This is a genomic window from Sphingopyxis alaskensis RB2256, assembly GCF_000013985.1.
In the GTDB taxonomy this organism is placed as follows: domain Bacteria; phylum Pseudomonadota; class Alphaproteobacteria; order Sphingomonadales; family Sphingomonadaceae; genus Sphingopyxis; species Sphingopyxis alaskensis.
Genome location: NC_008048.1, coordinates 1,000,538 through 1,013,322, shown reverse-complemented (window position 1 = coordinate 1,013,322; position 12,785 = coordinate 1,000,538). Strand labels below are relative to the sequence as shown.

The following is a 12,785-nucleotide window of genomic DNA, read 5'->3' as shown; positions in this document are numbered from 1 at the left end:
ATCCTGTTGTCCTTCGTCAATAATCCCGCCCCGGCGGTTGCGCGCCGGGCGGCTGAGCCGCCGTTTCCGTCGATGTGGGGAGGTGGAGCGGTGCGTCAATAATAGTCCTGAAGCGGCTTCACTTCAAGGGAGTGCGCGCGCAGCGCCCCGATCGCCTGTGTCGCCGCGTCGCTGGCCGCCGCGGTGGTATAATAGGCGATGTCGGCCGCAAGCGCCGAAGCGCGGATCGACTGCGAATCCTGCAGCGATTGCCAGCCTTCGGTGGTGTTGAAGATCAGCTGCACGTCGCCGTCCTTGATCCGGTCGACGATGTGCGGGCGGCCTTCGGCAACCTTGTTCACACGCTCGACCTCGATCCCCTGCCCCGCCAGATAGTCGGCGGTGCCGCCGGTCGCGATCACCTTCCACCCCCACGCGCAAAGCTGTTTTACCGCGCCGACGATTCGCGGCTTGTCGCTGTCCTTCACCGATACGAACAGGCGGCCATCGGTCGGCAGCCGGTCGCCCGCGCCAAGCTGTGCCTTGGCAAAGGCCAGGTTGAAATCGCGATCGATTCCCATGACTTCGCCGGTGGACTTCATCTCGGGCGACAGCACCGGGTCGGTGCCGGGGAAGCGCGCGAAGGGGAACACCGCTTCCTTCACCGCGACATGTTTGATGTCGCGGTTGATCTTCGGCAGGTCGGCCAGCTTTTCGCCCGCCATCACGCGCGCCGCGATCTTGGCGATCGGCGACCCCACTGCTTTCGCGACGAAGGGCACCGTGCGGCTGGCGCGCGGGTTGACCTCGATCAGATAGACCTCGCCGTCCTTCACCGCATATTGGACGTTCATCAGCCCGCGCACGCCCAGCGCGCGCGCCAGTGCATCGGTCTGCCGCTCGATCTCCGCGATGATGTCGGCGGGCAGGCTGTAGGGCGGGATCGAACAGGCGCTGTCGCCCGAATGGACCCCGGCTTCCTCGATATGCTGGAGCACGCCCGCAACCACCACGTCGGTGCCGTCGCAGAGCGCATCGACATCGACCTCGATCGCGTCGCGCAGATAACGGTCGATCAGCACCGGCGATGTGCCCGACACCTGCACCGCGGTCTCGATGTAATTTTCGAGCTGCGCCTGATCGTCGACGATCTCCATCGCGCGGCCGCCGAGGACATAGCTGGGGCGCGTGAGCACCGGATAGCCGATGCGCGCCGCGACCGCGATCGCTTCCTCGCGGCTGCGCGCGATGCCATTTTCGGGCTGTTTCAGGCCGAGCTTGTTGACAAGCGCGGCGAAACGCTCGCGATCTTCGGCGAGGTCGATCGCATCGGGCGAGGTGCCGAGGATCGGGATGCCCGCATCGCTCAGCGCCTGCGCGAGCTTCAATGGCGTCTGCCCGCCGAACTGGACGATCACGCCGACCAGCTCGCCCTTCGACATTTCGACGTGCAGGATTTCGAGCACATCTTCGGCGGTCAGCGGCTCGAAATAGAGGCGGTCCGACGTGTCATAATCGGTGCTCACCGTCTCCGGGTTGCAGTTGATCATGATCGTCTCATACCCCGCCTCTTCCAACGCGAAGCAGGCGTGGCAGCAGCAATAATCGAACTCGATCCCCTGCCCGATGCGGTTCGGACCGCCGCCCAGGATGACGATCTTCCGGCGATCCGACGGGTTCGCCTCGCACTCGGGCTCGCCAAAGGTCGGCGCTTCATAGGTCGAATAGAGATAGGGCGTTTTTGCCTGAAACTCCGCGGCGCAGGTGTCGATCGTCTTGAACACCGGCCGCACGCCGAGCTTGTGGCGCAGCGCGCGCACTTCGCCCTCGGTCACGCCGCCGGTCATCGCCTTCACCGCCTCGTGGATCAGCCCGCTGCCGCGCGCGGTCGCGCGGCGCGTGCCGGGGTGGAGGTTCGCCGACTGGAGCGCCAGATAGGCAAGGCGCTTGTCGGAAAAACCCATCGCCTTGAGCTTCCGCAGCCCTTCGGCATCGCGCGGCAGGCCGTTGACGCACACCTGCTTTTCGGCCTCGACGATTTCGGCGATGCGCTCAAGGAACCACATGTCGTAACCGGCGACGCGGTTGATCTCTTCAAGCGGCAGCCCTTCGCGGATCGCCTGCGCCGCGTTGAGCAACCGGTCGGGGGTGCGCTGCGCCAGTTCGTTGCGCAATTGCTCGTGGCTCGCGCCCTTCAGCCGGTCGACGAAATTGAAGCCCGAAAGCCCCGTTTCCAGGCCGCGCAGCGCCTTTTGCAGCGACTCGTGGATCGTCCGCCCGATCGCCATCACTTCGCCGACCGACTTCATCGCGGTCGACAGCGTCGCTTCGGCGCCCTTGAACTTTTCAAAAGCAAAGCGCGGGATCTTGGTGACGACATAGTCGATCGTCGGCTCGAACGATGCCGGGGTCACGCCGGTGATGTCGTTCATGATCTCGTCGAGGGTGTAGCCGACCGCCAGCTTCGCCGCGACCTTCGCAATCGGGAAACCCGTCGCCTTCGACGCGAGCGCCGACGAGCGCGACACGCGCGGGTTCATCTCGATCACGATCAGGCGGCCGTCCTTCGGGTTCACCGCGAACTGGACGTTCGACCCGCCGGTCTCGACCCCGATCTCGCGCAGCACCGCGATGCTCGCGCTCCGCATGATCTGATATTCCTTGTCGGTCAGCGTCAGCGCGGGGGCGACGGTGATGCTGTCGCCCGTATGCACGCCCATCGGATCGACATTTTCGATCGAACAGATGATGATGCAATTGTCCTTGGCGTCGCGCACCACCTCCATCTCATATTCTTTCCAGCCGAGGAGCGATTCCTCGATCAGGACTTCGGTGGTCGGCGAGGCGATCAGGCCGCCGCGGACGATCTGCTCGAACTCCTCGCGGTTATAGGCGATGCCGCCGCCGGTGCCGCCGAGCGTGAACGACGGGCGGATGATCGACGGCAGCCCGGTGCGTTCGAGCACCGCAAAGGCCTCCTCCAGCGTGTGCGCAATGCCGCTGCGCGCGCTTTCCAGCCCGATCCTGTCCATCGCCTCGCGGAACTTCTGCCGGTCCTCGGCCTTGTCGATCGCTTCCGCCTTGGCGCCGATCATCTCGACGCCATATTTCGCCAGCGTCCCGTCGTTGAACAGCGCCAGCGCGGTGTTGAGCGCGGTCTGCCCGCCCATCGTCGGCAGCACCGCATCGGGGCGCTCCTTGGCGATGATCTTCGCGACGATCTCGGGCGTGATCGGCTCGACATAGGTGGCGTCGGCAAGGTCGGGATCGGTCATGATCGTCGCGGGGTTGGAGTTGACGAGGACGATGCGATAGCCCTCCTCCTTCAGCGCCTTGATCGCCTGCGTCCCCGAATAGTCGAACTCGCACGCCTGACCGATAACGATCGGGCCGGCGCCGATGACGAGGATGGATTGGATGTCGGTTCTTTTGGGCATTTACGAGGCCAGACCTATAATAAATTGGATGATGTTAAGCGCAGTCAAAAAGGCTGTGACCGAAGAATGATTGAGCAACTCAACAATTTGGCGCCAAGGAACATTTGGTGCTTCAAGCAAGAGGATTACGGCCTCAACCCGCTTGCAAGCATCTGTTTTTGCATCAATACTTGCATCGGACTGCATAATCGCTTGCTGTAGAGCGATTACGTTCCGCCGAATTTCGACGATATGAGCTTGGCTGGCCTTCGAGGCCAAGCCCGTCCAGTCTACGCTATCGACTGAAATCGGACGATCTGTAGCATCACCCTCATCCCCGCTTTCCGTAACAATATACTTGCCGTCTCCAGTGACGATGAAATCACCAGCTTGGGTCACGATTGAATTGCGGGGAGGCAAGGCATCCGGCTCCTCAGCCGAACCCTCCCCAGCGGGCAAGGAGGAAGGTGAGCCAATTGAACTCATTAACGAAGCCCGCCCACAAACTTCTCGAACAGATAGAAACTGTCCTGCGGCCCCGGGCTCGCCTCGGGGTGATATTGTACGCTGAACGCATTTTTGCCCGTGATCGCGATGCCGCAGTTCGATCCGTCGAACAGGCTCTTGTGCGTTTCGACCACGCCCGCGGGCAAGGTCGAGGCGTCGACCGCGAAGCCGTGGTTCATGCTGGTGATCTCGACCACGCCGTCGGCGAAATCGCCGCCGACGCGCTGGACCGGATGGTTCGCGCCGCGGTGACCCTGGTGCATCTTCACCGTCCGGGCGCCCGCGGCGAGCGCGAGCAGCTGGTGGCCGAGGCAGATACCGAAGATCGGGACATTGCGTTCGAGCAGCCCCTGGATCACCGGCACCGCATAGTCGCCCGTCGCCGCCGGATCGCCGGGGCCGTTCGACAGGAACACCCCCGCGGGCTCCAGCGCCAGCACCTCGTCGAGGCTCGCGGTCGCGGGCACCACGGTGACGCGCGCGCCGGCCTTCACGAGGCTCCGGAAGATATTGTCCTTTGCGCCATAGTCGATCGCGACGACATGGGGGCGGGCTTGAGCCGTCGCCCCATTCCCGTTCGTGTCGAGCGAAGTCGAGACACCATGAGGTCGTGCGCCGTCGATGGGCATCTCGACTTCGCTCGATGCGAACGGGGTTTGATAACCCTTACCGAGAGCCCAAATACCGCCGGTCCACTCACCCGTATCGGTCCGGCTGACGGTCTTCGCGAGGTCCAGCCCCTCCAGCCCCGGCCAACCCCGCGCCATCGCCAGCAGCGCGTCAATGTCAAACTTGGCGTCCGGGCTGTGCGCGATCACCCCGTTCGGCGCGCCTGCATCGCGGATGCGCCGCGTCAGCGCGCGCGTGTCGATGCCCGCCAGCCCGATCACCCCCTGCTCCGTCATCCATTCGGGCAGGGTCTGCACGCTTCGAAAATTGCTGGGCGCCGTCGGCAGCTCGCGCGTGATCGCGCCGAGCGCACCGTGGACGCTGCGCTCCATATCCTCCGGGTTCGCGCCGACATTGCCGATGTGCGGAAAGGTGAAGGTGATGATCTGCCCGGCGTAGCTGGGGTCGGTCAGGATTTCCTGATAGCCGGTCATCGACGTGTTGAAACAAATCTCGCCTGCCGCGGCCCCGCTCGCGCCATAACCGACGCCCCACAGGATGGTGCCGTCGGCAAGGACGAGGACGCCGGTGGCGCCGGACGGCTGGCTTTTGGGCGCGACTGATGGGTTGGCTGGTGCCATTTAACATGCTCCGGACGGGGGGCTAAACGGCCGACCAATTAGGCGCCAAAAAAGTGATTCACAAGCTATCGGATTTGGAATCTTCCCGCTAGAGAGGGCCTTTCCGAAATTTGAGAGCCATGGGGACACGCATGATTCGCGATGACATCAAGGCTGCGCAGGTTGCCGCGATGAAGAGCGGCGACAAGGCGCGCCTGGGCACGATCCGGCTGATGCTGGCGAAGATCAAGGACAAGGACATCGAACTCAGAACCGGCACCGCGCCGGACGACGACGATGCGCTCGTCACCGACGTCCTGCAGAAAATGGTCAAGCAGCGCCGCGAATCGATCGCCATGTATGAACAGGGCGGACGGCAGGATCTCGCCGAGATCGAAGCGGCCGAGGTCGCGGTGATCGAGGCTTTCCTGCCCGCACAGCTGAGCGATGATGAAGCGATGGCCGCGATCAAGGCGATTGTCGTGGAGCTGGGCGCCGAGAGCCTGAAGGATATGGGCAAGGTGATGGCCGCGGTGAAGGACCGGCTGGGCAGCCAGCTCGACATGAGCAAGGCGAGCGGGTGGGTGAAGGCGGCTTTGGGCTGACCGCCAGCCAAGCGCCATCCTCTTTTTCTGTTCGCATCGAGCGAAGTCGGGACACCCATCGGCATGGAACGAGGTCGAGGGGCATCTCGACTTCGCTCGATGCGAACGGGTAGATAGGCGGGATGGCGTTCTGGACCTATATCCTCCTCTGTGCCGATGGGCTCTATTACACCGGGCATACCGACAATCTTGAGTTCAGGATCGCCCAGCATCAAAGCGGATTGATCGAAGGCTTCACCTCGTCGCGCTTGCCCGTCCGCCTTATGTGGTCGCAAGACTTCGCCACGCGCTATGAAGCACTGGATGCCGAAGCGCGGATCAAAAAATGGTCGCGGGCGAAGAAGGAAGCGTTGATCCGTGGGGATTGGGAAGCCGTGAGCCATTTCGCCAAACCACCCAAGGAGCGCCCCACCTCTCCGTTCGCATCGAGCGAAGTCGAGATGCCCGTCGAAATAGCGCCCAGCCCGATTGGTGTCTCGACTTCGCTCGACACGAGCGGGAATAGAGGCTTGCCCAGTGGCGGAGGCAACCCATGACCCTCACCCCGCAATGGCTTGACGAACTGCGCTCGCGGATCACGCTGTCGACCCTCATCGGGCGCACTGTGAAGATCACGCGCGCGGGCCGCGAGTATAAGGCCTGCTGCCCCTTCCATAACGAAAAGACGCCCAGCTTCACGATCAACGATGAAAAGGGCTTCTATCACTGCTTCGGCTGCGGCGCGCATGGCGATGCGATCCGCTGGATGACCGACCAGCGCGGCCTCAGCTTCATGGATGCGGTGAAGGAGCTTGCCGCCGAAGCGGGGATGGAGGTTCCCGCCCCCGACCCGCGTGCCGCGAAAAAGGCCGAAGAACAGGCAAGTCTGCGCGACGTGATGCAGGCCGCGGCCGAATGGTTCGCGCAGCAGCTTGGCAGCAGCAACGGCGCCCCGGCGCGCGAATATCTCGCCAAGCGGGGTATTTCGGAAGCGACGCGCAAGGCCTTCGGCTTCGGCCTTGCGCCCGACAGCCGCAGTGCGCTGAAGGAGGCGCTCAAGACGTTCCCGACCGCGATGCTCGTCGAGGCGGGGATGCTGATCGCCGTCGATGACAAGGAGCCCTACGACCGTTTCCGTGGGCGGCTGATGATCCCGATCCGTGATGCGCGCGGGCGCGTCATCGCCTTTGGCGGACGCATCCTTGGCGACGGCGAGCCCAAATATCTGAACTCGCCCGACACGCCGCTCTTCGACAAGGGGCGCACGCTCTACAATCTCGACAAGGCAAGCCCCGCATCGCGGCGGACGAACCGCATCGTCGTCGTCGAAGGCTATATGGACGTCATCGCGCTGGCGGAAGCGGGGATCACCGACGCGGTCGCGCCGCTCGGCACCGCGCTCACCGAGAACCAGCTCGCGATGCTGTGGCGCATGGTGCCCGTGCCCATCCTCTGTTTCGACGGCGACAGCGCGGGGCAGAAAGCGGCAATGCGCGCCGCGATGCGCGCGCTGCCGCTGCTCCGCCCCGGCTTCAGCCTCGCCTTTGCGACGCTGCCGGCTGGGCAGGACCCCGACGACCTGGTGCGCGCCAAGGGCGCCGAGGGCTTCGCGGCGATCCTGGAGGATGCGCAGCCGCTCGTCGAGCGCCTGTGGGCGCATGAGGTCGCCGCGGGGCCGCTCGCGACGCCCGAGGAGCGGGCGGCGCTCAAGACGCGGCTGTTGGCGCACGCAGACGTGATCGAGGATGCCGATGTGCGCCACCATTATCGCGAGGCGTTCCGCGAAAAACTCGACGCGCTGTTCGCAAGGGCGCCCGCCGGGCGCGGCCCGCGCGTGCCATGGGCGCCGCAGCCGGGGCGCGGCGGTCGGCGCTTCGCGCCCGACCCGCGGCTCCAGCCGCCGGGCGAGGAGACACGCGCGCTCGGCCAGACGGGCATCGCGGGCCCGCTCGCCGCGGCGTTGCTCGGCGGCCTGCTCCGCTATCCGCAAGCGATCCGGCGCAACGAAGAGGCGCTGTGCCGCCTCGCCATCCCCGATTCTGGCGACGCCGAACTGCTCGGGCTGATGCTTGACATCGCAAATGCCCGCGAAGGGCTTGATTGCGAGGGGTTGCTTGCCATATTGGAACCCATGAAAGTGTATAATAGGGCGATGACATTGCTCAGAGCCGATGGAATGCACTTCTCGTTCAATCGACGGCTCGAAGGCGAAGAGGTTGATAAGGCGCGCGAGATCGCGCTGCGCGACCTTGACGAATATATCGGCGTGCTCGTGACGCAGCCCGAAATCCGTGCCCGGCTGGCCGAGGCGACCGCGGATTATATGCGCACGATGGACGACGAAGGCCATGCGCGGCAGCAAAAGCTGCGCGCGATGGACGAGGATCTGACCCGCCGCCTGGCCGCGCTGTCCGACAGCCGCAGCCAGTAACGACCCGTAAATGCCCCCGCAGGCAAGGAACAAGAATGGCCACGAAGAACGAAGCCGATACCGACGCCCCGCTGATCGACCTGAACGAGGCCGACGTCAAAAAACTGATCGCGCGCGGCAAGAAGCGCGGTTACCTGACCTATGACGAGCTCAATGCGGCGCTGCCGCAGGACGAAATGTCGTCCGAGCAGATCGAGGATATCATGTCGGCCATCTCCGACATGGGCATCAACATCGTCGAAAGCGACGAGGATGTGCAGGAAGAGGCCGAGCAGGAGGTCGACGACGAGGTCGATGTTTCGGCAGGCACCGGGTCGGTTTCGAACCCCGCGATCGAAAAGAAGAAGGAAACGGTCGATCGCACCGACGATCCCGTGCGCATGTATCTGCGCGAAATGGGTGCGGTCGAATTGCTGTCCCGCGAGGGTGAAATCGCGATCGCGAAGCGCATCGAGGCGGGCCGCGACACGATGATCCTCGGGCTTTGCGAAAGCCCGCTGACCTTCAACGCGATCATCGAATGGTCGAACGCGCTCAACAATGGCGACATGCAGCTGCGCGAGATCGTCGACCTCGAAGCGATGCTGTCGAAAGATCCGGCGCCTGAAAATCTCGACGAGGAAGGCGCCGAGGACGGCGAGATCAGCGAAAAGACCGCCGGCGTCTCGTTCAAGGACGAGGATGAGGTCGAGGAAGAGCCTGCCGCCGACGGCGACGACGAGGATGGCGAAGGCACATCGGGCAAGCGTGAAAGCTTCGACGACGATGACGAGGACAATACGCTGAGCCTCGCCGCGATGGAGGAATTGCTCAAGCCCGACGCGCTTGAGAAGTTCGCGAACATTACCAAAAGCTTCAAGGCGTTCCAGAAGCTTCAGGAAGCCCGGCTCGAAGCGCTGTCGAGTGGCGAGGAGTTTCCGGCGGCGTCGGAAAAGAAATATCACAAGCTGCGCGAGGAACTCACCGCACAGGTCGAGAGCGTGCAGTTCCATGGCACCAAGATCGAATATCTGGTCGACCAGCTCTACAGCTACAACCGCCGCCTGACCGCGCTCGGCGGCCAGATGCTGCGCCTTGCCGAGCGTCACAAGGTCCCGCGCAAGTCGTTCCTCGACCATTATGTCGGCCGCGAGCTCGAAGAAAACTGGCTTGAGGAAGTCGCCGGCATCGACAAGAAATGGGCGGCGTTCGCCGAGAATGAGGCCGCCGCGGTCGATCGCATCCGCGTCGAGATCAGCGAGATCGCGCAGGCCGCGGGCATGAGCCTGACCGAGTTCCGCCGCGTCGTGAACATGGTGCAGAAGGGCGAGCGCGAGGCGCGCATCGCCAAGAAGGAAATGGTCGAGGCCAACCTGCGCCTCGTCATTTCGATCGCCAAGAAGTACACGAACCGCGGGCTGCAGTTCCTCGACCTCATTCAGGAAGGGAACATCGGCCTGATGAAGGCGGTCGACAAGTTCGAATATCGCCGCGGCTACAAGTTCAGCACCTATGCGACCTGGTGGATCCGCCAGGCGATCACCCGCTCGATCGCCGATCAGGCGCGTACGATCCGTATCCCCGTCCATATGATCGAGACGATCAACAAGCTGGTGCGCTGCAGCCGCCAGTTCCTCCACGAAAGCGGCCGCGAGCCGACCCCGGAGGAAATGGCCGAGCGGCTGTCGATGCCGCTCGAAAAGGTCCGCAAGGTGATGAAGATCGCCAAGGAGCCGATCAGCCTCGAAACGCCGATCGGCGACGAGGAAGACAGCCACCTCGGCGATTTCATCGAGGACAAGAATGCGGTGATACCGGTCGATGCCGCGGTGCAGTCGAACCTCAAGGAAACCGTCACCCGCGTCCTTGCATCGCTCACCCCGCGCGAGGAACGCGTGCTGCGTATGCGCTTCGGCATCGGCATGAACACCGACCATACGCTCGAAGAAGTGGGTCAGCAGTTCAGCGTGACCCGCGAACGCATCCGCCAGATCGAGGCAAAAGCCCTCCGCAAGCTCAAGCACCCGTCGCGGTCGCGCAAGATGCGGTCGTTCCTTGACCAGTAGGCGCGGCGCCTAACCCGCTGACGACATTCATCGAATTATGACAGCGGTCGGTCTAACCGGCCGCCTTTTTTCACACACATCTTGTAGGAGCATTGCCGCCGCCCATATCGGCGGCGCTCTCCCCGAGTTCACGCCATGATAATGATACAGACCGATGGTGAAATTTCCCGAATGACAGGATAATTTTCGGAACTCTGCGCCGCCGCCTCGACGGCGCAGGGGTCAGATCGCCCGGAAATCCGCACATCGGCATAATTGGCACGCCCCTTGCGAAGCATCGGGCACGAACGCGGGGCAGAGCCCGCAGCCAGAGGAAAGACGCAAAAATGCAGAACGAAACCACCAATCTCTTCCGCCGCCGCGACACCTTTTTCGGTATCTGCGAGGCCGTGGGCCAGGATTTCGGCTTCAACCCGCTCTATCTGCGCCTGGCGTTCATCGCGCCGCTCTTTTTCTTCCCGGTGCAGAGCTTCGCCGCCTATTTCGGGCTCGGCCTCGTCGTGCTCGCCTCGCGCCTGCTCTTCCCGCCCAGCGAAGCACCGACGGTCGCCCCTGCGCGCGCCGTGACCGGGGACGACGCGCAGCCAGCGCCGAAGGGTGAGGAACTCGCACTCGCAGCTTGAGCCGAAGCGGCCGGGTTCTCCCTCTCCCCGAGTCCGCCGCTTCGCTCCGATGGCGCGCTTTCCGCGTCATATAAGGGACCGTCGAGCCTCCCCCCGGTGGCTCGCCGGTCCCTTTACCCTCTCAACGCCGTCGGTTGGCCATTGTCCCTGACTGGAACAATCGGGGTCCAAATCCGCCCCCGCATATAAACGCGTCGTTTACGACGTTGGCCTATGAGGGATCGCCAGCCATTCCATCGGCTTGGCCCCGGTCAGGCGCCAGAGAGGAACCCGCGTTGAGTCAGTCCCCGCAAATACGGATGCCGACGCGCAGCGCCGCCGAACTGCTCGACGCGCTCGTCGCGCGCGAAGGGACCGGCGCGCACCCGCATATCCGGTCGGGCGCGCTGTCGAGCGGCGCCGATGCGATGCGTAACCTGGCTGACGCAGTCCACTTCCTCTGCCTGCTCCACGGCCGCCATCCCGGCGTGATCGACAGCGCCGCGCGCAAGACGGTCGACCCCACGGCACGCGCGTGGATGGACCAGGCTGCCGCCGCCTTCGTCGACGAACGCGCTTTCCTTTCGAAAATCGCCTCGGCGGTCGGCCCGGTGCCGAGCACGCAGGGTCAGGCGCAATGCGAGGCCGCGGTCGCCGCGCAGTGCAAGGCGCTCGCCATGCTCGCCGAATCGGACCGCCACGGCTGCGCGCTCGGCGCGGCGATTGCGCTGACGCTCGACTGGCGGACGATCCGCGTCCTGCTCGACATCAGCGCGCAGCGGCTCGACCTCGCGCCGCCAGCCTGTTCGCTGCCCGACCTTCCCGGAACCGCGCGGCTCGCCACCAGCGTGGCCGGCACGCCCGCGGTCGAACGCGCGATGCTGTTCGGCGCGCAGCAACTGATCGCGCAGCACAGCGGCCTGTGGGACCTGCTGGCCGCGCGCGCCGCCGCGCGGGCGCACGGATAAGCATCGCGCCCCGGAGGTCTCCCCGCCGCCCATGATATACGGGTAGCGGAGGCCTGGGAAAGCGAGCATGACGACGAAAACCGCGGCTCTCTTCCATTCCCTTCTCGCGACGATTGCGGCGCGCCGCGCATCGATGCACTGATGGAAATGCAGCGTTTCTCCAGCACCGGTTGACGGCACGCTGCGCGCTCGCCTAGCCTTGCGCGTCCCCCACAACAGGAGCTTTCCATGCGCCGCATCGCCCCCTTTGCCGCTCTTGCCCTCACCGCCGCCGCCGCGACGATCGTCGTCGCGCAGGATTCGGGCGTCCCCGGCGCCCCCGACAAATCGCGCGTTGCCGCGGGCACCTATGTCGCCGATCCGCTTCACACGATGGTCGTCTGGGAAGTCGATCATTTCGGCTTCAGCAAATATACGGGCATATTCGGCGACGTGACCGGGACGCTGGTGATCGATCCCGCCAATCCTGCCGCGGCCAGGGTCGAGGTGACGATCCCCGTCGCGAAGGTGACGACCGCCAGCGCCGGGCTGACCAGCCACCTGCTGCGCGCGGGCAAGGATGGCGGCAAGCCCGACTTCTTCGGCGCTGCCCCCGCCGACGCCAGGTTCGTCTCAACCAGCGTTGTCGTCGATCCCGAAGGCGACGAAGCCACGGTGACCGGCAACCTGACCCTTAACGGCGTGACCAGGCCCGTCACGCTCGACGTCGATTTCCACGGCGCGGGCACCAATCCGTTCAACAAGAAGGCGACCATCGGGTTCGAGGCCGAAGGCACGATCCGCCGCAGCGATTTCGGCATCGCCTATGGCATCCCGGTGGTCAGCGACGAGGTCGAACTGGAAATCCACGCCGCTTTCGAAAAACAATAAGCGGCGTTGCCGGATGGCCGCACCGGCCCGCCCCCCATCTCGGGCGACGCCGCCGACGCGCTCACCGAGGTCGAGGCCGCGTGGGGGAGGGTCCGCTCGACAACTGGCGCATCGGCGTGTGCGTCCGCAGTGTCGACAATCGGATCGAGGAGGA

10 protein-coding genes are annotated in these 12,785 nt (G+C 64.4%); 7 read left to right on the top strand and 3 right to left on the bottom strand.

Annotation, left to right across the window (positions count from 1 at the left end; translation table 11 throughout):
• Nucleotides 1–95 precede the first annotated feature (95 nt).
• From carB to carA, 3 genes are read right to left on the bottom strand one after another with little or no spacing between them, the layout of a single operon-like run.
• Nucleotides 96–3,416, bottom strand: a complete 3,321-nt coding sequence (gene carB, locus SALA_RS04970) for a carbamoyl-phosphate synthase large subunit (protein WP_011541290.1) — start codon at nucleotides 3,414–3,416, stop codon at nucleotides 96–98.
• Nucleotides 3,417–3,881, bottom strand: a complete 465-nt coding sequence (locus SALA_RS04965; protein ID WP_011541289.1) for a hypothetical protein — start codon at nucleotides 3,879–3,881, stop codon at nucleotides 3,417–3,419.
• On the bottom strand, nucleotides 3,881–5,152 hold the full coding sequence (gene carA / locus SALA_RS04960) for a glutamine-hydrolyzing carbamoyl-phosphate synthase small subunit (protein WP_011541288.1): 1,272 nt from the start codon (nucleotides 5,150–5,152) through the stop codon (nucleotides 3,881–3,883). The genes SALA_RS04965 and carA overlap by 1 nt, the downstream gene beginning before the upstream one ends.
• Before the next feature lie 131 nt (nucleotides 5,153–5,283).
• Here carA and SALA_RS04955 point away from each other — a divergent pair, with 131 nt between their 5' ends.
• From SALA_RS04955 to SALA_RS04925, 7 genes are all read left to right on the top strand, one after another.
• Nucleotides 5,284–5,736, top strand: a complete 453-nt coding sequence (locus tag SALA_RS04955; protein ID WP_011541287.1) for a GatB/YqeY domain-containing protein — start codon at nucleotides 5,284–5,286, stop codon at nucleotides 5,734–5,736.
• A gap of 122 nt (nucleotides 5,737–5,858) precedes the next feature.
• Entirely contained in the window at nucleotides 5,859–6,272 is a 414-nt protein-coding gene (locus SALA_RS04950; protein ID WP_011541286.1) for a GIY-YIG nuclease family protein, read from the top strand.
• Nucleotides 6,269–8,146: a DNA primase gene (dnaG, locus tag SALA_RS04945; RefSeq protein ID WP_011541285.1), complete on the top strand. Its 1,878-nt coding sequence runs from the start codon at nucleotides 6,269–6,271 to the stop codon at nucleotides 8,144–8,146. Before SALA_RS04950 ends, dnaG begins: the two co-directional genes overlap by 4 nt.
• Nucleotides 8,147–8,181: 35 nt before the next feature.
• Nucleotides 8,182–10,191, top strand: coding sequence for an RNA polymerase sigma factor RpoD (gene rpoD / locus SALA_RS04940; protein WP_011541284.1), 2,010 nt, complete (start codon nucleotides 8,182–8,184; stop codon nucleotides 10,189–10,191).
• A gap of 326 nt (nucleotides 10,192–10,517) precedes the next feature.
• On the top strand, nucleotides 10,518–10,814 hold the full coding sequence (locus SALA_RS17300) for a PspC domain-containing protein (protein ID WP_011541283.1): 297 nt from the start codon (nucleotides 10,518–10,520) through the stop codon (nucleotides 10,812–10,814).
• Between the two features lie 275 nt (nucleotides 10,815–11,089).
• Nucleotides 11,090–11,761 carry a DUF6975 family protein gene (locus SALA_RS04930; protein ID WP_011541282.1) on the top strand — a complete coding sequence of 224 codons (672 nt, stop codon included), beginning with the start codon at nucleotides 11,090–11,092 and terminating at the stop codon, nucleotides 11,759–11,761.
• Between the two features lie 228 nt (nucleotides 11,762–11,989).
• Complete coding sequence (locus SALA_RS04925) at nucleotides 11,990–12,631, top strand: YceI family protein (protein ID WP_011541281.1); 642 nt, start codon at nucleotides 11,990–11,992, stop codon at nucleotides 12,629–12,631.
• Nucleotides 12,632–12,785 lie beyond the last annotated feature (154 nt).